The organism is Burkholderia sp. Ac-20353, assembly GCF_017104785.1.
GTDB lineage: Bacteria > Pseudomonadota > Gammaproteobacteria > Burkholderiales > Burkholderiaceae > Burkholderia.
Genome location: NZ_JAAGPL010000108.1, coordinates 1 through 18,891 on the forward strand (window position 1 = coordinate 1; position 18,891 = coordinate 18,891).

At 66.1% G+C, this 18,891-nt stretch carries 18 protein-coding genes and 1 pseudogene; 5 read left to right on the forward strand and 14 right to left on the reverse strand.

The window, feature by feature from the left end; translation table 11 throughout:
- From G3N94_RS26040 to G3N94_RS26050, 3 genes and pseudogenes are all read left to right on the forward strand, one after another.
- Positions 1–618, forward strand: a pseudogene (locus G3N94_RS26040) (helix-turn-helix domain-containing protein); the annotation flags it as partial.
- Positions 619–649: 31 nt separating this feature from the next.
- Positions 650–1,336, forward strand: coding sequence for a PQQ-binding-like beta-propeller repeat protein (locus G3N94_RS26045; protein WP_205795417.1), 687 nt, complete (start codon positions 650–652; stop codon positions 1,334–1,336).
- Positions 1,337–1,478: 142 nt separating this feature from the next.
- On the forward strand, positions 1,479–2,447 hold the full coding sequence (locus G3N94_RS26050; protein WP_205795418.1) for a DMT family transporter: 969 nt from the start codon (positions 1,479–1,481) through the stop codon (positions 2,445–2,447).
- A 103-nt stretch (positions 2,448–2,550) separates the two neighbouring features.
- Here the strand turns inward: G3N94_RS26050 and G3N94_RS26055 are convergent, their stop codons facing one another.
- Both G3N94_RS26055 and G3N94_RS26060 read right to left on the reverse strand, forming a co-directional pair.
- Positions 2,551–2,874: an RnfH family protein gene (locus G3N94_RS26055; RefSeq protein WP_205795438.1), complete on the reverse strand. Its 324-nt coding sequence runs from the start codon at positions 2,872–2,874 to the stop codon at positions 2,551–2,553.
- Between the two features lie 4 nt (positions 2,875–2,878).
- Positions 2,879–3,316 (reverse strand): type II toxin-antitoxin system RatA family toxin, encoded by a 438-nt coding sequence (locus G3N94_RS26060; RefSeq protein WP_124598554.1) that lies wholly within the window; start codon positions 3,314–3,316, stop codon positions 2,879–2,881.
- A gap of 97 nt (positions 3,317–3,413) precedes the next feature.
- Between G3N94_RS26060 and smpB the strand changes: the two genes are divergently transcribed.
- Positions 3,414–3,860 carry an SsrA-binding protein SmpB gene (gene smpB / locus G3N94_RS26065; RefSeq protein WP_017331942.1) on the forward strand — a complete coding sequence of 149 codons (447 nt, stop codon included), beginning with the start codon at positions 3,414–3,416 and terminating at the stop codon, positions 3,858–3,860.
- 275 nt (positions 3,861–4,135) lie between these two features.
- Here the strand turns inward: smpB and G3N94_RS26070 are convergent, their stop codons facing one another.
- From G3N94_RS26070 to ppsA, 3 genes are all read right to left on the reverse strand, one after another.
- Positions 4,136–5,083, reverse strand: coding sequence for an SPFH domain-containing protein (locus tag G3N94_RS26070; RefSeq protein WP_205795419.1), 948 nt, complete (start codon positions 5,081–5,083; stop codon positions 4,136–4,138).
- Positions 5,084–5,114: 31 nt separating this feature from the next.
- On the reverse strand, positions 5,115–5,549 hold the full coding sequence (locus tag G3N94_RS26075; RefSeq protein ID WP_205795420.1) for an NfeD family protein: 435 nt from the start codon (positions 5,547–5,549) through the stop codon (positions 5,115–5,117).
- A 153-nt stretch (positions 5,550–5,702) separates the two neighbouring features.
- A complete protein-coding gene (gene ppsA, locus G3N94_RS26080) occupies positions 5,703–8,102 on the reverse strand; it encodes a phosphoenolpyruvate synthase (RefSeq protein WP_205795421.1) in 2,400 nt (799 codons plus the stop codon).
- 398 nt (positions 8,103–8,500) lie between these two features.
- Between ppsA and G3N94_RS26085 the strand changes: the two genes are divergently transcribed.
- Entirely contained in the window at positions 8,501–9,316 is an 816-nt protein-coding gene (locus tag G3N94_RS26085) for a pyruvate, water dikinase regulatory protein (protein WP_205795422.1), read from the forward strand.
- Between the two features lie 125 nt (positions 9,317–9,441).
- Here G3N94_RS26085 and G3N94_RS26090 read toward each other — a convergent pair whose 3' ends face one another.
- The 9 genes from G3N94_RS26090 to rseP all read right to left on the reverse strand — a co-directional run bounded on the left by G3N94_RS26090 (position 9,442) and on the right by rseP (position 18,887).
- The gene (locus G3N94_RS26090; RefSeq protein WP_205795423.1) at positions 9,442–10,224 is read right to left on the reverse strand and encodes an RNA methyltransferase; all 783 of its coding nucleotides are present in this window, start codon (positions 10,222–10,224) and stop codon (positions 9,442–9,444) included.
- Positions 10,221–10,865: a ribonuclease HII gene (rnhB, locus tag G3N94_RS26095; RefSeq protein WP_205795424.1), complete on the reverse strand. Its 645-nt coding sequence runs from the start codon at positions 10,863–10,865 to the stop codon at positions 10,221–10,223. Before rnhB ends, G3N94_RS26090 begins: the two co-directional genes overlap by 4 nt.
- Positions 10,862–12,034 carry a lipid-A-disaccharide synthase gene (lpxB, locus tag G3N94_RS26100; RefSeq protein WP_205795425.1) on the reverse strand — a complete coding sequence of 391 codons (1,173 nt, stop codon included), beginning with the start codon at positions 12,032–12,034 and terminating at the stop codon, positions 10,862–10,864. Before lpxB ends, rnhB begins: the two co-directional genes overlap by 4 nt.
- Positions 12,035–12,037: 3 nt before the next feature.
- The gene (lpxA, locus tag G3N94_RS26105; RefSeq protein ID WP_205795426.1) at positions 12,038–12,826 is read right to left on the reverse strand and encodes an acyl-ACP--UDP-N-acetylglucosamine O-acyltransferase; all 789 of its coding nucleotides are present in this window, start codon (positions 12,824–12,826) and stop codon (positions 12,038–12,040) included.
- 57 nt (positions 12,827–12,883) lie between these two features.
- Positions 12,884–13,351, reverse strand: coding sequence for a 3-hydroxyacyl-ACP dehydratase FabZ (gene fabZ, locus G3N94_RS26110; RefSeq protein WP_205795427.1), 468 nt, complete (start codon positions 13,349–13,351; stop codon positions 12,884–12,886).
- Between the two features lie 130 nt (positions 13,352–13,481).
- Complete coding sequence (gene lpxD, locus G3N94_RS26115) at positions 13,482–14,564, reverse strand: UDP-3-O-(3-hydroxymyristoyl)glucosamine N-acyltransferase (RefSeq protein WP_205795428.1); 1,083 nt, start codon at positions 14,562–14,564, stop codon at positions 13,482–13,484.
- Between the two features lie 16 nt (positions 14,565–14,580).
- Positions 14,581–15,078 carry an OmpH family outer membrane protein gene (locus tag G3N94_RS26120; protein ID WP_205795429.1) on the reverse strand — a complete coding sequence of 166 codons (498 nt, stop codon included), beginning with the start codon at positions 15,076–15,078 and terminating at the stop codon, positions 14,581–14,583.
- A 64-nt stretch (positions 15,079–15,142) separates the two neighbouring features.
- Entirely contained in the window at positions 15,143–17,452 is a 2,310-nt protein-coding gene (gene bamA, locus G3N94_RS26125; protein ID WP_205795430.1) for an outer membrane protein assembly factor BamA, read from the reverse strand.
- A gap of 61 nt (positions 17,453–17,513) precedes the next feature.
- Positions 17,514–18,887 carry an RIP metalloprotease RseP gene (rseP, locus tag G3N94_RS26130; protein ID WP_205795431.1) on the reverse strand — a complete coding sequence of 458 codons (1,374 nt, stop codon included), beginning with the start codon at positions 18,885–18,887 and terminating at the stop codon, positions 17,514–17,516.
- Positions 18,888–18,891: the final 4 nt, after the last annotated feature.

The window sequence follows — 18,891 nt, forward strand, 5'->3', positions numbered from 1 at the left end:
TTGATCGCCCGCGGCGACACGCGGCCCCTGCTGCTCGACGAGGTCGAGACGCTGCTCGCATCGAACACGCTCGTCGTGGACGCGTGCCGCCACGCGGTGCGCGACACGCGCACGACGGTGCCGCTCGCGCGGCGGCCCGTGCTGTTCGCACTGGCGCGCGCGCTCGCCGAAGCATGGCCAGACGACCTGCCGAGGGATGCGCTGATCGCGCACGCGTTCCGCACGAAACACGCGGACGACACGCATCGCGCGCGGTTGCGCGTCGAGATCGGCCGCTTGCGCGCGATGCTGCGGCCGCTCGCGGACGTGACCGCGACCAAGCGCGGCTTCGCGCTGATGCCGCTCGGTGAGCGCGAGGTCGCCGTGCTTGCCCGGCCCGTCGACGACCGGCATGCGGTCGTGCTCGCGCTGCTCGCCGACGGCGAGGCGTGGTCGAGTTCCGCGCTGGCGCTGGCGCTCGGCGCGAACCAGCGCACGGTACAGCGCGCGCTCGACGCGCTCGCGGCCGCCGGCAAGGTGCAGACATTCGGCCGCGGCCGCGCGCGCCGCTGGATGACGCCACCGATGCCGGGATTCGCGACGACGTTGTTACTCCCCGTGCCGCTGCCCGGTGACTAGGATGTCGTTACCCAAAGACGAGGAAACCGACATGAAACACTCCGCAGCAGAAATCATCCGCGAATATGGCCCCTTTCCGGGCGTCGACGGCGTGCACGGGGTCACGTTCGACGGACAGAACATCTGGTTCGCGTCCGGCGACCGGCTCAATGCACTCGACCCCGCCAGCGGGACGATGCTCCGCTCGCTCGACGTCGCCGCAGATGCGGGCACGGCGTTCGACGGCCGCCACCTGTTCCAGATCGTCGAGAACCGGATCGAGAAGCTCGATCCGCAGACAGGCCGCGTGCTCGCGACGATTCCGGCGCCGGGCGACGGCGGCGACTCGGGGCTCGCGTGGGCCGAAGGCACGCTCTGGGTCGGCGAGTACCGCGCGCGCAAGATTCATCAGGTCGATCCGCAAACGGGCGCGGTGCTGCGCACGATCGAATCCAACCGCTTCGTCACTGGCGTGACGTGGGTCGACGGCGAGCTGTGGCACGGCACGTGGGAAGGCGACCAGAGCGAGCTGAGGCGGCTCGATCCACGCTCGGGCGACGTACTCGAAAGGCTCGAGATGCCACCGGGTGTCGGCGTGTCGGGGCTCGAATCCGACGGCGGGGACCGGTTCTTCTGCGGCGGCGGCAACAGCGGCAAGGTGCGGGCCGTGCGGCGTCCCGCGCGCGCCGCGCAGACGGGCGGCGATGCGGCAGGATCGGCCGATTCGTCGGAACGTTGAGCGCTGCATCTTCAGAACGAGGAGCACGAGCCCGCACTGCCCCACCGCACGCCGAAGCGAACCGAGTGCAGGAATGAACAAGACGCGCGCCCGACGACCTCGCTAAGATGCGCGCTCGTCAGTGATTCAGTCGGAGAAGTCGATGCAGCGCGGTGTGGTGTTTGGTGTGATGGCGGGGGCCCTGTGGGGCATGGTGTTCCTGGTACCGCGGCTCCTGACGGATTTTTCGCCGCTGCTGCTAAGCGTCGGCCGCTACGCGATGTATGGCCTCGTGTCGGTCGCGGCCGCGCTACCGGCCGCCCGATCGCTGTTCACGCGCGTTACCCGCGCCGATCTCGTCGCGCTCGTGAAGCTCGCGCTCGTCGGCAACGTCGCCTACTACATGCTGCTGTCCGGCGCGGTGCACCTGATCGGCATCGCGCCAAGCTCGCTGATCGTCGGCGTGCTACCCGTGACCGTCACGCTCGCGGGCCTCGGCGACCACGGCGCGGTGCCGCTCAAACGGCTCGCGGGCCCGCTCGCGCTCGTCGTCGCGGGGATCGCCTGCATCAACGTCGACCTGTTCACGTCCGAGGCCGCGCACGCGACGACGCTCGGCCAGAAGCTCGCCGGCATCGCGTGTGCGACCGGCGCGCTCGCGAGCTGGACCTGGTACGCGGTGGCGAACGCACGCTACCTGCAACGCCACCATCATTTCGACGGCAACGAATGGTCGGTGCTGTGGGGCGTCGTGACGGGGCTGATCGGCGGGCTCTGCTGGATCGCGATCCTCGCGCTGCCCGCCGGCACGGTGCAGCAGGCGCTGCCCGCGTCGCGCTGGCAGTTGTTCTGGCTGCTGAACCTCGGGCTCGCGGTCGGCGCGTCGTGGCTCGGCAACGGGCTGTGGAATGCCGCGTCGAAGCGCCTGCCGCTCACGCTGTCGGGCCAGCTGATCGTGTTCGAAACCGTGTTCGCGCTGCTGTACGCGTTCGTCTATGACCACCGGCTGCCGCGCGTGCTCGAGATCGCGGCGCTCGTGCTGCTGCTGGCGGGTGTTTACGGGTCCGTGCGCCGGCACAGCGCCGCGCACGCGAAGGACGATCCGTTGAATCCGAACCTCACCGCGCACTGAGCGCGGCGGGTTTCATCGGACGAATCGGGAACGACAGATGCAGGCGCCGGTGCGATCGCCGGCAGCAGTCGCACGCGTCAATCGCACGGGCCAATCGCGCGCGTCAGCGCGAATCCTTGTGCTGCCACTTGCGCCCCTCGACGGAGCCCTCGCGGCGGGATTTCTCGACGCGGCGCTGGCGCGCGACTTTCGGGTCGACGGTCAGCGGCCGGTAGATCTCGACGCGGTCGTGGTCGGCGAGCACGGCGTCGAGCGGCGCGAGCTTGCCGAATACGCCCGTCTTCGCATGCGCGAGATCGATTTCCGGATGCAGCGCGAGCACGCCGCTCGCGTCGATCGCCTCGCGGACGGTCGCGCCGTCCGCCAGCGTGACCGGAATCAGCGTCTGGCGATCGGGCAGCGCGTAACAGACTTCGATCGACAGCATCGCGTCACCCCTTGCCATAGCGCTGATCCGCCCGCTTGACGAACGAATCGACGAACGTGTTCGCGATATGACTGAACACGGGCCCGATGATCTTCTCGAGGATGATGTTCGAGAACTCGTAGTGCAGCGCAAACTCGATCTTGCACGCGTCGGCGCGCAGCGGCGTGAAGCGCCACGAGCCGGTGAACTTCTTGAACGGGCCATCCGCGAACTGCATGTCGATCCGCGTCGGGCGCTGCTGCGAGTTGCGGGTCGCGAAGTGCTGCTTGATGCCCTTGAAATTGATGTCGATGCGCGCCTCCATCCCGTTCTCGTCCTGGCGCCGGATCTCGACGCCGCCGCACCACGGCAGGAAGTTGGGGTAGTCGGCAACGTCGGTGACGAGGTCGAACATCTGTTCCGCCGAATGGCGGATCAATACGGTTTTCTGGACATCTGCCATAAATCGCGCGGCATCGCAAAGGTGAGAACGCAAGCCGGGCGATTCTCGCCCCGCTTTGCTAAAATCGTGATTTTAAACGAGTTGGCCCGATCCTTTCATGAGCATCATCGACAACAGGAAAGCGCACTTCGATTATCACATCGAGGAACGCTACGAGGCGGGGCTCGTGCTCGAGGGCTGGGAAGTCAAGGCGCTGCGCGCCGGGCGGGGCCAGATCAAGGAAGGCTACGTGGTCGTGAAGAACGCCGAGATCTTCCTGATCGGCACGCACATCAGCCCGCTGCCCGAGGCCTCGACGCACATCAAGCCCGATCCGGTACGCACCCGCAAGCTGCTGCTGCACGCCGAGGAGATCAAGAAACTGATCGGCAAGGTCGAGCAGCGCGGCTACACGCTCGTGCCGCTGAACTTCCATTACAAGGGCGGTCGCGTGAAATGCGACATCGGCCTCGCGAAAGGCAAGAAGCTGCACGACAAGCGCGAAACCGAGAAGAAACGCGACTGGGAACGCGAGAAGGCGCGCATCATGCGTGCGGGCACCTGACGCCAGACGCCTGCGGCTGCATCGCAAACACGAAGGCCCGCCATGAGCGGGCCTTCGTGTTTTTTGCGCAACGGGATCACCCGGTGAACGTCGGCCAGCCCGCGTCGAAGCGCGACTTCATGCCGCACCGGGCGCCGATCCGCGCAACGCGTGCCGCACGGCCATTCGGGCTGCAATCCGGGCTGCAATCCGGGCGGCAATCCGGGCGGCAATCGGGGCGGCAATTCGCCGCACGCTGAGCCTCAGCGGCGTCAGCGTCACGCCCGGACGTGCGCTCAGGCCTTGCCGGCCGGCGTGCCGGCTCCCGCCGGCCCCGCGTGCTTGACGATCGACAGCGCCGACGCGATCGCGGTGCCGAGATCCGACAGGTTCGACGGCACGATCAGTGTGTTGCCCTGCTTCGCGAGATTCGAGAACGCGCCGACATACTGCTCGGCGACCTTCAGGTTCACCGCATCCATCCCGCCCTGCGACTGGATCGCGTTCGCGATCTTCTGGATCGCCTGTGCGTTCGCCTCGGCCACCGCGAGAATCGCCGCGGCCTCGCCCTGCGCCTGGTTGATCGCGGCCTGCCGCTCGCCCTCGGACTTCTGGATCGCGGCTTCGCGCGCACCCGACGCGAGGTTGATCTGCTCCTGCTTGCGCCCTTCGGACGCCGCGATCAGCGCGCGCTTCTCCCGCTCCGCGGTGATCTGCGCCTGCATCGCATGCAGGATTTCCTTCGGCGGCGTGAGGTCCTTGATCTCGTAGCGCAGCACCTTCACGCCCCAGTTCGACGCAGCCTGATCGAGCGCCGACACGATATTGTGGTTGATGAAATCGCGCTCCTCGAAGGTCTTGTCGAGCTCGAGCTTGCCGACCACCGAGCGCAGCGTCGTCTGTGCGAGCTGCGTGATCGCAAGCACGAAGTTGCTCGCCCCGTACGACGCCTTCATCGGATCGGTCACCTGGAAGTACAGCACGCCGTCGACCTGCAGCTGCGTGTTGTCGCGCGTGATGCAGACCTGGCTCGGCACGTCGAGCGGGATTTCCTTCAGCACGTGCCGGTATGCGATGCGGTCGACGAACGGCAGCACGATGTTGAGACCGGGCGACAGCGTCGCGTGATAGCGCCCGAAGCGTTCGAGCACCCACGCATGTTGCTGCGGCACGATCTTCACCGTCTTCGACACGATCACGATTGCGATGACGAGCAGGACGACCCAGATGATCAGCGAGTCCATGAAGCGTTCCCTCCTTGTTGTCAGCGGACGATCAGCCCGCGGGTTTCGCCACGACCACGAGACAGCTGCCGCGCACGGCATGCACCTGATACACGCGCGCATCGTCGCGCTCGCCGTCGGCCAGCTCGACGTCCCAATCGGCGCCGCGATACTGGACGCGCGCGCGGCGATCACGCCACGCGTCGACCGTGACGGTCTCGCCGATATCGAGATTGACGTCGGGATTGGTCGACGTGTCGCGCTTTTGCTTGCGCCCGAGCCCCGAGCGGCGCAGCAGGACCATCGCGACGATCGCGACCGCGGCAGCCGCGCCGATCTGCACGTGCGGCGCGAAGCCGGCCAGCAGCAGCAGCCCGCCCGCGAGGAAGCCGAGCGCGATCATCAGCAGGTAGAACGTCCCCGTCAGCAGTTCGGCAACGACCAGCACGCCGACCCCGATCCACCAGAACAGATGCGCTGACATCATGTGATCTCCCCCAAGCAGAATGCGGTCCCCTACAAGCAAAAACACCCCGGTGCTTACCGGGGTGTTTATAGCATGAACCTTGCGGTCTGCCTTCGACGAAATCGCGGCGCCGCCGGGCCCCGTCGAAGGACCGTTACCGACCGTTACGGACCATTACTTGCGGGCGGCGAGCGCCTGCCACGTATCGATGATCGTGTCCGGGTTCAGCGAGATCGATACGATGCCTTCGTCGGTCAGCCACTGCGCGAAGTCCGGGTGATCGGACGGGCCCTGACCGCAGATGCCGACGTACTTGCCCATCTTGAGGCAGGTGTCGATCGCACGCTTCAGCAGGAACTTGACCGCCGGGTCGCGCTCGTCGAAATCGACGGCGAGCAGTTCCATGCCCGAATCGCGGTCGAGGCCGAGCGTGAGCTGCGTCAGGTCGTTCGAGCCGATCGAGAAACCGTCGAAGTGCTGCAGGAACTCTTCGGCGAGGATCGCGTTGGTCGGCACTTCGCACATCATGATCAGGCGCAGGTCGTTCTCGCCGCGCTTCAGGCCGTACTTCGCGAGCAGGTTCACGACGCGCTCCGCCTGCTTCACGGTCCGCACGAACGGCACCATGATCTCGACGTTGGCGAGGCCCATCTCGTCACGCACGCGCTTGAGCGCGATGCACTCCATCTCGAACGCCTGCGCGAAGTCGTCGGCGATGTAGCGCGATGCGCCGCGGAAACCCAGCATCGGGTTTTCCTCGTCCGGCTCGTAGCGCGAACCGCCGATCAGCTTCTTGTACTCGTTCGACTTGAAGTCGGACATCCGCACGATCACGGGCTTCGGGTAGAACGCCGCGGCGATCGTCGCGATGCCTTCCGTCAGCTTGTCGACGTAGAACGCACGCGGCGACGCATGGCCGCGCGCAACGCTCTCGACCGCCTTCTTCAGATCCTGATCAATGTTCGGGTACTCGAGGATCGCCTTCGGGTGCACGCCGATGTTGTTGTTGATGATGAACTCGAGACGCGCGAGGCCGACACCGGCGTTCGGCAGCTGCGAGAAGTCGAACGCGAGCTGCGGGTTGCCGACGTTCATCATGATCTTCACCGGGATTTCCGGCAGTTCGCCGCGCTGCACTTCGGTGACTTCCGTCTCGAGCAGCCCGTCGTAGATCTTGCCTTCGTCGCCTTCCGCGCACGACACCGTGACGAGCGCGCCGTCCTTCAGCACGTCGGTCGCATCGCCGCAGCCGACGACTGCCGGCACGCCGAGCTCACGCGCGATGATCGCCGCGTGGCAGGTCCGGCCGCCGCGGTTCGTGACGATCGCCGCCGCGCGCTTCATCACCGGCTCCCAGTTCGGGTCGGTCATGTCGGCCACCAGCACGTCGCCCGGCTGCACGCGTTCCATTTCCGACGGATCCTGGATCACGCGCACGGGGCCCGCGCCGATCTTCTGGCCGATCGCACGGCCCGTTGCCAGCACCTGCGACTGCCCCTTCAGCTTGAAGCGCTGCTCGGCCTTGCCGCTTGCCTGGCTCTTCACCGTTTCCGGACGCGCCTGCAGGATGAAGATCTTGCCGTCGCGGCCGTCCTTGCCCCACTCGATGTCCATCGGACGCTGGTAGTGCTTCTCGATGATCACCGCGTACTTCGCCAGCTCGATCACGTCCTCGTCGGTGATCGAGTAGCGATTGCGCTGCTCGTGCGCCACGTCGACCGTCTTCACGCGGCCCGGCTCGCCCGGCTGCGTGAACTCCATCTTGATCAGCTTCGAGCCGATCGAGCGACGGATGATCGGGTACTTGTCCTGCGCGAGCGTGGTCTTGAACACATAGAACTCGTCCGGGTTCACCGCGCCCTGCACGACCGTTTCGCCCAGGCCGTAGCTCGACGTGATGAACACGGCGTCCTTGAAGCCCGACTCGGTGTCGATCGTGAACATCACGCCGGCTGCGCCGACGTCCGAACGGACCATGCGCTGCACGCCGGCCGACAGTGCGACTTCGGCGTGCGTGAAGCCCTTGTGCACGCGATACGAGATCGCGCGGTCGTTATACAGCGATGCGAACACGTGCTTCATGCGATCGAGCACGTCCTCGACGCCGACGACGTTCAGGTACGACTCCTGCTGGCCCGCGAACGATGCGTCGGGCAGGTCTTCCGCGGTCGCGGACGAGCGCACGGCGAACGACAGCTCGCCCGGCGAGCCGTTCTTCAGGACTTCGAACTGCTCGCGGATTTCCTGCTCGAGGCGCGACTGCATCGGCGCGTCGACGATCCACTTGCGGATCTCCGCGCCGGCTTCGGCAAGCGCCTTCACGTCGTCGATGTCGAGCGACTCGAGACGCTTCGCGATGCGGTCGGTAAGGTCGTTGTGCGTGAGGAAATCGCGGAACGCGAGCGCGGTCGTGGCAAAACCGGTGGGAACGCGCACGCCTGCCGACGCAAGCTGGCTGATCATCTCGCCGAGCGACGCATTCTTGCCGCCCACGATTTCCACATCGGTCATCCGCAACTGCTCGAACGGAATTACATACGCCTGGTCCTTTGCGACGTTTGCTGCGTTAGTCATACAAGCCCCTAAGTGTGAAAAAAATGCTCGATCGCGCAAGTGGGCTCGGACGCGGGCGCTTGCAAAAAGGCGCGGCGCGTCTTGCGCAACCTGTTAGATAAACAATCGCGGCTTCGGAGATTCTTCCGACCCGATTTGCAAAAATCCCGGCAGAAAGGCGAGGCTTGCAGCCACATCGCCGAACTTGCCGGGAATTTTCGATTACTTGCGGCCGGGATCCGGCGCGATTCGCGCACTGTCCCCGCAATTGCTTATCCAACAGGTTGCCGCTATTCTACCGTGCCGGCTGCCGGATGTGGCGCGACCTTGTCGCAGCATCGTCATTGCATCTGCATTGCGTCTGGAATGCGACCTCCAGCCGCCCGCGCAACCGCCCTTCACGTTCGACGCCCAGATTCATGCTGCCTACCGTTTTCATCGTCTCCGACGGCACCGGGATCACTGCCGAAACCTTCGCGCATTCGATCCTCTCCCAGTTCGACCAGAAATTCCGCCTCGTGCGCGTGCCGTTCGTCGATTCGCTCGACAAGGCGTATTCGACCGTCGAGAAGATCAACGAGGCCGCCGTGCACGACGGCCGCCGCTCGATCGTGTTCACGACGCTCGTCGACAGCGAGTCGAACGAGATCGTCAAGCGCTCGAACGCGCTCGTGCTCGACATGTTCCAGCGCTTCGTCGAGCCGCTCGAGCAGGAACTGCAGCTGAAATCGAGCCACGCGATGGGCCGCGGCCACCAGAATGCGGACACCGAGGAGTACAAGACGCGGATCGAGGCGATCAACTTCTCGCTCGCGCACGACGACGGCCAGTCGAACCGCAACCTGTCGGAGGCCGACGTGATCCTGGTCGGCGTGTCGCGCAGCGGCAAGACCCCGACGAGCCTGTATCTCGCGATGCAGTACGGCGTGAAGGCCGCGAACTATCCGCTGATTCCGGAGGATTTCGAGCGCGGCAAGCTGCCGTCGGCGCTCTCCCCGCATCGCGACAAGCTGTTCGGGCTGTCGATCGACCCGCAGCGCCTGTCGGAGATCCGCAACGAGCGCCGGCCCGGCAGCAAGTACGCGGCGCCCGAGAACTGCCGCTACGAGATCAACGAGGCCGAGGCGATGATGCGCCGCGAAGGGATCAAGTGGCTGTCGTCGACGCACAAGTCGATCGAGGAGATCGCGACGACGATCCTGCAGGAAATCCGCCTCGAGCGTCAGTCGTACTGACGCGGCGCGACCGTCCACGCAGGACGGTCCGCCCGGATAAGCAAAAGGCCGCGTTCGATCGATACGCGGCCTTTTTCCATGGGTTTGACAGTTCGACGGCGGTGCGGCGTCGCCGCCCCGCACCGTCACGTGCGGCGCTGCTGCCGCACCTGCTCGAACAGACAGACGGCCGCCGCGGCTGCGACGTTCAGCGACTCCATCCCGCCCGGCTGCGGAATCGTCACGCGATGCGTCGCGGCGTCGCGCCAGAATGCCGACACGCCGGCGCCCTCGTTGCCGAACACCCAGACGACCGGCCCGGCCAGGTCGCAATCGTAGATTGCCTGCGCGCCATGCGAATCCGTCAGCGCGACCGGCACGCCGATCCGCCGGCCAAGCGCATCCGCTTCGACGTCCTCATGGATCGTCAGCAGGAAATGCGCACCCATGCCCGAGCGCAGCACCTTCGACGACCACGCGTACGCAGTGCCCGGTGCGCAGAACACGTGCTTCACGCCGGCCGCCGCCGCGCTGCGCAGGATCGAGCCGACGTTGCCGGCGTCCTGCACACCGTCGAGCACGACCGACGTATCGGCCACGCGTGCGGGCAGCGGCTCGGACGGCCGGTCGACGAGCAGCAGGAAGCCGACCCCGTTGACGACATTCGACAGCTGTCCGAACAGCGCATCGGGCAACGTGACGAGCCGGTGCGCGTCGATGCGCGCGACGATTGCCTGTGCCTCGTCGTGGCCCAATGCGCCTTCGGTCGCGATGCACAGCTCGGGGGTCGCGCCCGTGTCAAGATACGCGCTTGCGAGGTGGAATCCCTCGAGCAGCGCCTGGCCGCTGCGGCGCTGATGGGGCGTCGAACCCGCGAGCGCCTTCAGGCGCTTGTACAGCGGGTTGTCGCGTGAAGTAATGACTTTCATCGAATCATGTCGAGTGCCGCGCGGACCGGCGCGAACGTGCGCCGATGCGCTTCGCACGGCCCGTGCTCGCGCAGCGCGGCAAGGTGTTTCGCGGTGCCGTAGCCCGCATGCACGTTGAATCCGTAGACCGGGAAGCGCGCGTGCAGGTCGACGAGCATGCGGTCACGCGTGACCTTCGCGAGAATCGACGCCGCCGAGATGCTCGGCACCAGCGCGTCGCCGCTGACGATCGCCTCGGCGCGCACCGACAGCGTCGGGCAGCGGTTGCCGTCGATCTGCGCAAGCGTCGGCGCGACCGCGAGCCCTTCGACGGCCCGCTTCATCGCGAGCATGGTCGCGTGCAGGATGTTCAGCGTGTCGATTTCCTCGACGCTCGCCGACGCGATGCAGTACGCAAGCGAACGCCCGACGATCAGCTCGTACAGCGCGTCGCGCTTTTTCGCGGAGAGCGCCTTCGAATCGTCGAGCCCGTCGATCGGCTGTGCGGGATCGAGGATCACCGCGGCGGCCACCACCGGGCCCGCGAGCGGTCCGCGGCCGGCCTCGTCGACGCCACAGACGATCTCGTCGGGCCGGCTGAAGTCGAAGCCGCCCTGCGCGTCGGCCGGCGCGCGGCGACGCGTTGCACGTGCAGCCGTCATGCGCCGCGCCCCTTGCGCTGTTCGAGCACGCGAACGACCGCTTCGGCGGCCTTCGCGGCTGTGTTCTGCCGCAGCGTATGATGCATTTCGGTAAAGATTTCAGTGAGTGTGCGGCGGTTCGCGTCGTCGCGCAGCTGCGTGAGCGTCGCGTCGGCCAGCGCCTCCGGCGTCGCGAAATGCTGCAGCAGCTCCGGCACGACGAAGCGCCCTGCGAGGATGTTCGGCAGGCCGACATACGGCAGGTAGCCCTGCCGGCGCATGATCTGTCCGGTCAGCCAGGGCACCTTGTACGAGATCACCATCGGCTTCTTCAGCAGCGCGGCCTCGAGCGTCACGGTGCCGCTCTTGACGAGAATCGCGTCCGCCGCCGTCATCGCGACCTGCGCGCTGCCATCGGTGATCGTCAGCGCGAGTTGCGGGTGCGCGTCGACGAGTGGCTTCAGCAACTCGCGCAGCGCCGGCGTCGCCGCCGGCATCACGAAGCGCACGCCCGGCTCGCGCTGCTGCATCAGCGCCATCGCCGCGAAGAACGTCGGGCCGATCAGCGAGATTTCCGAGCGCCGGCTGCCGGGCAGCACTGCAATCACCGGGCCGTCCGCGGGGAAGCCGAGCGCAATCCGCGCGCCCTGCATATCGGGCTCGAGCGGAATCTCGTCGGCGAGCGGATGGCCGACATAGGTCGACGCGACACCCGCCTTGTCGAGAATCGCTGGCTCGAACGGGAACAGGCACAGCATGTGATCGACCGATTTCGCGATCTTCTTGATCCGGCCGCCCCGCCATATCCAGATCGACGGACACACGAAGTGGACCACCGGAATGCCCGCGTCGCGCACCGTCTGCTCGACGTTGAAGTTGAAGTCCGGCGCGTCGACGCCGATATACGCGTCCGGCCGCTCGGCGAGCAGCTGGCGCTTCAGCTCGCCGCGAATCCGCAGGATCTCGGGAATCTGCCCCAACGCCTCGACATAGCCGCGCACCGTCAGCTTGTCCATCTGCCAGTGCGAGTCGAAGCCTTGCGCGATCATCCGCTGGCCGCCGATCCCGTAATAGTGGGCCGACGCCGGCAGCCGCTCGCGCAGCCCGCCAAGCAGCGAAGCCGCGAGCAGGTCGCCCGACGGCTCGCCTGCCACCATCGCGAGCCGCAACTGGTTGGTCGTGAGTGGCATCGCTTAGCGGATGATGCCGCGCTGGGACGCGTCGATGAACGCGACGAGCGCCTTGACCGGCGCGTCGCCGTCGCCGCCGGCTTCCGCCAGCTCGCGCAGCTGTACCTTCGCTTCCTCGAGCGACAGGCCGTTCTTGTACAGCAGCCGGTACGCGCTGCGCAGCGCCGAGATCGCATCGGCCGAGAAACCGCGGCGGCGCAGCCCTTCGACGTTGATGCCGTGCGGCTCCGCCTTGTTGCCGGCCGCGATCACGAACGGCGGCACATCCTGCACGAGCGCCGATGCGCCACCGAGCATCGAGTGCGCGCCGATGCGCACGAACTGGTGCACGCCCGACATGCCGCCGACGATCGCCCAGTCGCCGATCTCGACGTGGCCCGCCATCTGCGCGTTGCTCGACAGGATCACATTGCTGCCGACCCGGCAGTCGTGGCCGATGTGCACATAGGCCATGATCCAGTTGTCGTCGCCGAGCGTCGTAACGCCCGCATCCTGCACGGTGCCCGTATGGATCGTCGTGAATTCGCGGATCGTGTTGCGGTTGCCGATCACGAGCCGGGTCGGCTCGTCCTTGTACTTCATGTCCTGCGGCCGGCCGCCGACCGACGCGTAATGGCCGATGCGGTTGTCCTCGCCGATCGTCGTGTGGCCTTCGATCACGCTGTGCGAACCGATCGTGGTGCGCGCGCCGATCGTGACGTGCGGGCCGACGATCGCGTACGGGCCGATCTCGACCGATTCGTCGATCTGCGCGCCCGGCTCGACAATCGCCGTGGGATGAATCCTGGTCATGCGCCGTTGCCTCTCAGTGTGAGTAGTCGCGTTGCGTTGCGATGCGTGCCGCGTCGCTCAGGGCGCCGCGTCGGCCGTCTTGACCGTGCACATCAGCTCGGCTTCCGCCGCCACCTTGCCGTCCACTTCCGCCACCGCCTTGAACTTCCAGATGCCGCGGATGTAGCGTTCGAACGTCACGTTCAGAATCAGCTGGTCGCCCGGCTCGACCGGACGCTTGAAGCGCGCGCCGTCGATCCCGACGAAGTAGTACAACGTGTTCTCCGGATCCTTCGGCTGCTCTTCCGAGAACGTCAGCAGCGCCGCGGCCTGCGCGAGCGCTTCGAGAATCAGCACCCCCGGCATCACCGGCCGCTTCGGGAAATGCCCCTGGAAGAACGGCTCGTTGATCGACACGTTCTTCAGCGCTTTGATGCCCTTGTGCGGCTCGAGTTCGAGCACGCGGTCGACGAGCAGAATCGGGTAGCGATGCGGCAGCAGCGTGAGGATCTTGTGGATGTCGAGATTGATTTTTTCAGTGCTCATGATGGTTCGTCTCACGCAGAGGCTGCGCGGTGGTGAAGCAAATGCCGATGCGGGCCGGCGCCCGGCCCTGTCGATCGAACCGGGCGGTACGCGCTGTTCCTGCCCGGTTCATGGTGTCGCATGGTGTCGGTTATGCGTCCGTGTCGCCGCCCTTGGCGGCCAGCGCGGTTTCGAGCGCCTTGATGCGGTCGCGCAGCTTGTCGAGGTTGCGCACGAGCGCGGCGCTCTTGTTCCAGTCGCCGTGCTCGACGGCGGGAAACGCGCTCGTGTAGATGCCCGCCTTCGGCAGCGACTTCGACACGCCCGACTTCGCGGTGACGATCACGTAGTCGCCGAGCGTCACGTGGCCGGCGATGCCGACCGCGCCGCCGATCATGCAGTGGCGGCCGATCGTCGTGCTGCCGGCGATGCCCGCGCAGCCGGCGATCACCGTGTACGCGCCGATCCGGCAGTTGTGGCCGATCTGGACCAGGTTGTCGATCTTCACGCACTCGTCGATCACCGTGTCGGCCATCGCGCCGCGGTCGATCGTCGTGTTCGCGCCGATTTCGACGTCCGGGCCGATCGACACGCCGCCGACCTGCGGAATCTTGACCCAGCTGCCGGTGCGCGCATCGCCGTCGCCGACGAAATCCGGTGCGAAGCCGAAACCGTCGGAACCGATCACCGCGCCCGAGTGGATGATCACACGCGGGCCGATCCGGCAGCCGTGATAGACCGACACGTTCGGATACAGGTGGGAACCGGCGCCGATCTTCGTGCCGCGACCGACGAACACGTTCGCGTCGAGCTGCACGCCGTCCTCGATCACCGCGCCCGCCTCGATCGTCACGTGCGGACCGATCACCGCGGTCGCGGCGACCTGCGCGGCCGGATCGATCGTCGCGCCCGGATGCACGCCCGCGGCGCGCGGCGGCGTGGCGAGGTCGATGAACATCTGTGCGACGCGCGCGAAATACGCGTACGGATTCGGCGTCACGATGAACGTGCGGCCGTTTGCGGCCGCGCCGAGCTTGTCCAGATCCTTCGGCGCGATCAGCACCGCGCCTGCACGGGTCGTCTCGACCTGCGACAGATATTTCGGGTTCGCGAGGAACGCGAGCTGCTGGGGGGCGGCCTGGTCGAGCGGCGCAAGGCCGCTGACCTGGCACTGGCGGTCGCCGACGATCTCGCCGCCGAACCGCTTTACGAGTTCCTCAAGCGTCAATGCCATTCGTCGTCTGCTCCGTTCAGTTCAGCGAGCCGGACGCGAGCGCCTTGAGCACCTTGTCGGTGATGTCGATGCGCGGGCTGACGTACACGGCTTCCTGCACGATCAGGTCGTAGTTCTGCTGTTCGGCGATCTGCTTGATGACCTTGTTCGCACGCTCGAGCACGGCCGCCAGCTCTTCATTGCGGCGCTGGTTCAGGTCCTCGCGGAACTCGCGCTGCTTGCGCTGGAAATCGGTGTCGAGCTGCGCGAGATCGCGCTGCTTCTGCGCGCGGTCGGCCGGCGACAGCGATGCGCCGTTCTTGTCGAGCGAGTCCGACATCGACTTCAGGCGCGCCGCCAGCTCCTGCAGATCCTTGTCGCGCTTCGCGAACTCGGCTTCGAGCTTCGTCTGCGCCGCCTTCGCGGGCACGGACTCGCGCAGGATCCGATCCGAATTGACCGCCGCGATGCGGGCGACGTCCTGTGCGTGCACCGTCGCCGCGCCCAAGGCCAGCGCAACGGTCAGCGCACACATCACTCGTTTCGAAAACTTACCGGTTAGCAAAATTACCCTCTCGTGCTGTTGTCATGAGCGTTCGTCAGAACGCCGTCCCGATCTGGAACTGGAATTTCTGGTACTGGTCGCCTTCGTGCTTCTGCAGCGGGAAGCCGAGGCTCAGCTTGAGCGGGCCGATCGGCGAAATCCACGCGAGACCGACACCGTAGCCGTAACGCAGGCCGTTCGCGCCCGTGCTGGTGCCGCCCGGTGCGTTGCCCCAGACGTTACCGCCGTCGAGGAACGTGAACACGCGCAGCGTGCGGTCGTAGCCGGTGCCCGGCAGCGGGAACGTCAGCTCGATGTTGCCGACGACCATCTTCGAGCCGCCGATCGGGTCGTTCGTCTTCGTGTCGCGCGGGCCCAGCGAGCTCGGCTCGTAGCCACGCACAGAGCCGATACCGCCCGCGTAGTAGTTCTTGAAGATCGGGTACGGATTGCCGATACCGTTGCCGTAGCCGCCCTGCAGGTTCATGCCCAGGATGAAGCCGCGCGAGAACGAGTAGTAATACTGCGCCTGCAGGTCAGCCTTGTAGTACTGGATCTTGCCGACCGGCACGCCGTACTCCATGTTCGCCTGCGTGAAGTAGCCACGGCTCGGAATCAGCGCGCTGTCGCGCGCGTCGCGCGACCACGCGACCGTCAGCGGCACCGTGTTCGACACGCGGCCGAACTGGTTCACGTAATCCTGGTAGCTCTGCGGCGTGTTCGAATCGACGTCGAGACGGTTCTGCTCGAAGCCCGCGCCAAAGTAGACGGTGTCGACTTCCGAGAACGGAATGCCGAACTTCAGGTTGCCGCCCGCGCTGACGATCTTGAAGCTCGAGCTCGTCGAATAATAGAGCGGCTGGTACGTGCGGTAGTAGACGTCGGTGATCCGCTTGATGCCGTCGACCGTGAAGTACGGGTCGACCTGCGTGACGGTCAGCGTCCGGTAGCTCTTCGCGGTGTTGACGTTCACCGCGAGGCTCGTGCCCGAGCCGAATACGTTGTCCTGCGACACGCCCGCCGACAGCACGACCTTGTCCGTCGACGAGAAGCCTGCGCCCAGCGTGATCGCGCCGGTCGGCTTTTCCGCGACCTTGATGTTCACGTCGACCTGGTCGTTCGTGCCTTCGACCGGCACCGTCGTCACGTCGACGTCGGTGAAGTAGCCGAGACGGTTCACGCGGTCCTTCGACAGCGCGAGGCGGTTCGAATCGAACCACGAACTCTCGAGCTGGCGCATTTCGCGGCGCACGACCTCGTCGCGCGTGCGCGTGTTGCCGACGACGTTGACGCGGCGCACGTACACGCGGCGGCTCGGATCGACGACGAGCGTCAGGTTCACCTTGTGGTTCGCCTGATCGATGTCCGGCTGCGCGTTGACGGTCGCGAATGCGTAGCCGTATTCGCCGAGCTTGTCGACGATCGCCTTCGTCGTCTGCTGCAGCTTCTCGGCCGAGAAGCGGTCGCCCGGCTTGACCTTGACGAGCTTGGTCAGCTCGGCCTCGCGGTCGAGCAGGTTGCCCGCGAGCTTGATGCCGGACACCGTGTACGGTTCGCCTTCGTGCAGCGTGACCGTCAGGTACATGTCCTTCTTGTCCGGCGAGATCGACACCTGGGTCGACTCGATGTTGAATTCGAGGTAGCCGCGGTTCAGGTAGTACGAGCGCACGGCCTCGAGGTCGCCCGTGAGCTTTTCCTTCGAGTACAGGTCGTTCTTCGTGTACCAGGAGAACCAGTTCGGCGTCGACAGCTGCATCTCGTCGCGCAGCGTGCTCGTCTTGAACGCCTTGTTGCCGATGAAGTTGATCTGGCGGATCTTCGCGCTCGGGCCTTCGGCCACGGCGAACAGGATCGACACGCGGTTCGCGTCGACCGGCGTGACCGTCGTCTTGACCTCGGCCGCGTAGAAGCCGCGCGTCAGGTACTGGCGCTTGAGCTCCTGCTCCGCCTTGTCGACGAGCGCCTTGTCGTAGTAGCGGCCGTCCGCGAGACCGACCGCGCGCAGCGCCTTCGTCAGGTTGTCCTTGTCGAATTCCTTCGTGCCGGTGAAGTCGATCGACGCGATCGCCGGACGCTCCTGCACCTGCACGATCACGACGTTGCCCTGGGTGGCGATGCGCACGTCGTTGAAAAAGCCCGTCGCGTACAGCGCGCGGATTGCTTCGGATGCCTTGTCGTCGTTGAACGTGTCGCCTTGCTTGATCGGCAGGTAGGCAAACACGGAACCGGGTTCGACGCGCTGCAAGCCCTCGATCTTGATGTCTTGCACCACGAACGGTGCCGCTGCATGCGCCGCGAGGCCGTGCGCAGCGAGCGCCGCCGCTGCGACTGTCTTAGGTACAAAGCGATGAGGTTTGAACAACATGCATCCCCAATATTTAGCTGCATCGAATCAGGCGGCTGCCCTGCGGCCGCCGCCTGACGCTTCAGAAATGGATTAACCGAGCCAGATCGTTGAACAGCGCGATCGCCGACAATGCGACGATGCAGATCAACCCGGCTCTTTGCAGAATCAGCTGCCAGCGCTCCGATACGGCTTTACCGGTCGCGGCTTCAACCAGATAATATAACAGATGCCCCCCGTCCAAAACGGGAATCGGCAACAAGTTAAGTACGCCAAGGCTAATGCTGACAAGGGCGAGGAACGACAGGAACGCCGACGGACCGAGCCGCGCGCTCTTGCCTGCATAGTCAGCAATCGTCACCGGGCCGGACAGGTTCTTCAGCGATGCGTCGCCGGTGATCATCCGCCCGAACATCCGCAGCGAATACACCGAGATGTCCCACGTGCGGCGTGCGCCGAGCTTCAGGCTCTCGAGCGGCCCGTAGCGCACGTCGACGCTCGGGGTGTGCATCGACAGCGCGGCGCCGATGCGGCCGACCTGCTGCCCGGTTTCGTCGTCGCGCTGCACTTGCGGCACGATCGTGACCGTCTGCGTCGCCCCGCCGCGCCCGATGCTGAGCGTGAGCGGCTTGCCCGCATGGTGTTTCACGGCGTCGATGAAGCGCGACGCGCCGCCGATCCGCTCGCCGTCGAGCGCGAGCAGCGTATCGCCGCCCTTCAGGCCGGCCCGCTCGGCCGCGCTGCCCGGCTGCACCGACGCGACCGACAGCGCGCCGCCGCCCGTATCGAAGCCGAGCCGCAGCATGAAATCGTCGTCGAGCGCGTTTTCCGGCACATGGCGCAGGTCGACGCGGAAATCGTAGGTCGACGCACCGCCATCGCGGGCGCCCAGCACGACTTCCCGATGATCGAATGCGGCGGCGAGGAGCTTCCAGCGCAGGTCCGACCACGAGCGCACCGGCTGTGCGTCGCCGCCCTGCGCGTCGCGGATCGACACGATCGTCTCGCTGCCGTCGAAGCCGGCCCGGGCCGCGACCGTGCCGGCCGCCGGCGGCGCGATGATCGCCGCGGGTTCGGTCACGCCGGTTGCGAAAACAACGGAAAACAGTGCGATTGCCAGCAGGAAGTTGGCAATCGGCCCGGCCACCACGATCGCGATGCGCTTGCCGACCGACTGGCGATTGAACGCCTGCCCGAGCTCTTCCGGCTTTACGCCGGGGCCTGGATCGCGCTCGTCGAGCATCTTCACGTAGCCGCCGAGCGGCAGCGCGGACAGCGTCCACTCGGTGCCCGTCTTGCGGCTGACCCACCGTGCGACCGGCTGGCCGAAGCCGATCGAGAAACGGAGCACCTTCACGCCGCACCAGCGCGCGACGCGATAATGCCCGTACTCATGCACGACGACCAGTACCCCGATCGCCACTGCAAACGCGATCAGTTCAACCAGCACGTTCATGAGC

What these genes read in the sequence shown, in the direction of transcription:
- G3N94_RS26045 (WP_205795417.1), top strand. Translation starts at nt 650, where the DNA reads ATGAAACACTCCGCAGCAGAAATCATCCGCGAATATGGCCCCTTTCCG.
- G3N94_RS26050 (WP_205795418.1), top strand. Translation starts at nt 1,479, where the DNA reads ATGCAGCGCGGTGTGGTGTTTGGTGTGATGGCGGGGGCCCTGTGGGGC.
- G3N94_RS26055 (WP_205795438.1), bottom strand. Translation starts at nt 2,874, where the DNA reads ATGCTGTCGATCGAAGTCTGTTACGCGCTGCCCGATCGCCAGACGCTG.
- G3N94_RS26060 (WP_124598554.1), bottom strand. Translation starts at nt 3,316, where the DNA reads ATGGCAGATGTCCAGAAAACCGTATTGATCCGCCATTCGGCGGAACAG.
- smpB (WP_017331942.1), top strand. Translation starts at nt 3,414, where the DNA reads ATGAGCATCATCGACAACAGGAAAGCGCACTTCGATTATCACATCGAG.
- G3N94_RS26070 (WP_205795419.1), bottom strand. Translation starts at nt 5,083, where the DNA reads ATGGACTCGCTGATCATCTGGGTCGTCCTGCTCGTCATCGCAATCGTG.
- G3N94_RS26075 (WP_205795420.1), bottom strand. Translation starts at nt 5,549, where the DNA reads ATGATGTCAGCGCATCTGTTCTGGTGGATCGGGGTCGGCGTGCTGGTC.
- ppsA (WP_205795421.1), bottom strand. Translation starts at nt 8,102, where the DNA reads ATGACTAACGCAGCAAACGTCGCAAAGGACCAGGCGTATGTAATTCCG.
- G3N94_RS26085 (WP_205795422.1), top strand. Translation starts at nt 8,501, where the DNA reads ATGCTGCCTACCGTTTTCATCGTCTCCGACGGCACCGGGATCACTGCC.
- G3N94_RS26090 (WP_205795423.1), bottom strand. Translation starts at nt 10,224, where the DNA reads ATGAAAGTCATTACTTCACGCGACAACCCGCTGTACAAGCGCCTGAAG.
- rnhB (WP_205795424.1), bottom strand. Translation starts at nt 10,865, where the DNA reads ATGACGGCTGCACGTGCAACGCGTCGCCGCGCGCCGGCCGACGCGCAG.
- lpxB (WP_205795425.1), bottom strand. Translation starts at nt 12,034, where the DNA reads ATGCCACTCACGACCAACCAGTTGCGGCTCGCGATGGTGGCAGGCGAG.
- lpxA (WP_205795426.1), bottom strand. Translation starts at nt 12,826, where the DNA reads ATGACCAGGATTCATCCCACGGCGATTGTCGAGCCGGGCGCGCAGATC.
- fabZ (WP_205795427.1), bottom strand. Translation starts at nt 13,351, where the DNA reads ATGAGCACTGAAAAAATCAATCTCGACATCCACAAGATCCTCACGCTG.
- lpxD (WP_205795428.1), bottom strand. Translation starts at nt 14,564, where the DNA reads ATGGCATTGACGCTTGAGGAACTCGTAAAGCGGTTCGGCGGCGAGATC.
- G3N94_RS26120 (WP_205795429.1), bottom strand. Translation starts at nt 15,078, where the DNA reads ATGTGTGCGCTGACCGTTGCGCTGGCCTTGGGCGCGGCGACGGTGCAC.
- bamA (WP_205795430.1), bottom strand. Translation starts at nt 17,452, where the DNA reads ATGTTGTTCAAACCTCATCGCTTTGTACCTAAGACAGTCGCAGCGGCG.
- rseP (WP_205795431.1), bottom strand. Translation starts at nt 18,887, where the DNA reads ATGAACGTGCTGGTTGAACTGATCGCGTTTGCAGTGGCGATCGGGGTA.